The following is a 664-nucleotide window of genomic DNA, read 5'->3' as shown; positions in this document are numbered from 1 at the left end:
ATCGAAGCCTACGCGCTACGGGTGTTCGACCAGTGGAAGATTGGCCGCCAGGGAGTGGATGACGGCGTGCTGCTGGTGCTGGCCATGGGCGACCGCCGTGTGCGCATCCAGACCGGCTATGGGCTGGAAGGCGCGATTCCGGATGCCTACGCTCAGCGGATCATCGACCAGGCCATCCTCCCGCGTCTACGCGAGGGTGAGCCCGCCCAAGGACTGATCGACGGCAGTGCGCTGCTGGTGCGGCTGGTGGATGGCGAGGCGCTGCCGCCGCCCAGCGACGATGCCGATGCCCACGTGACCCGGCTGCCGCAGGACTGGCGGCGGGGCGACAGCATCGTGGCGCTCGCACTGCTGGCCGGCTTTCTGCTGGGGCTATGGCCGYGACGTCCCGCAGTGGACGCCAAGGCGCCTGTGCGGCGCTGGTGGATGCGGCCGCTGCTGATGGCGGGTGCGGTGGCGATCGGCGCGCTGGCCTGTGCGCTGCTGAGCCCGGGTGCGACCCCGGCGCTGGCCATCGCGATGGGTTTCCTGGTGCCAATGGCTGCCGTGCTCGGTTGGCTATGGCGGGACAACGGGCCATCGCGCTGGGCGCTGGGTCCGCTGCTGGTCGCCTGTGTCGCGGGCGACATCGCATGGCTCTGGTCCGGTCGCCCCCTGCCCAGCT

General features: G+C 70.9%; 1 protein-coding gene. It reads left to right on the top strand.

The features are described from left to right. Nucleotides 1-664: TPM domain-containing protein (locus ACXJKJ_RS30785; protein ID WP_457395303.1), on the top strand; the 664-nt coding region annotated here is incomplete at both ends.

This window comes from Roseateles sp. P5_E1 (assembly GCF_054049335.1).
The sequence above is the reverse complement of the archived record's forward strand: the minus strand, read 5'-3'. Positions and strand labels throughout refer to the sequence as shown.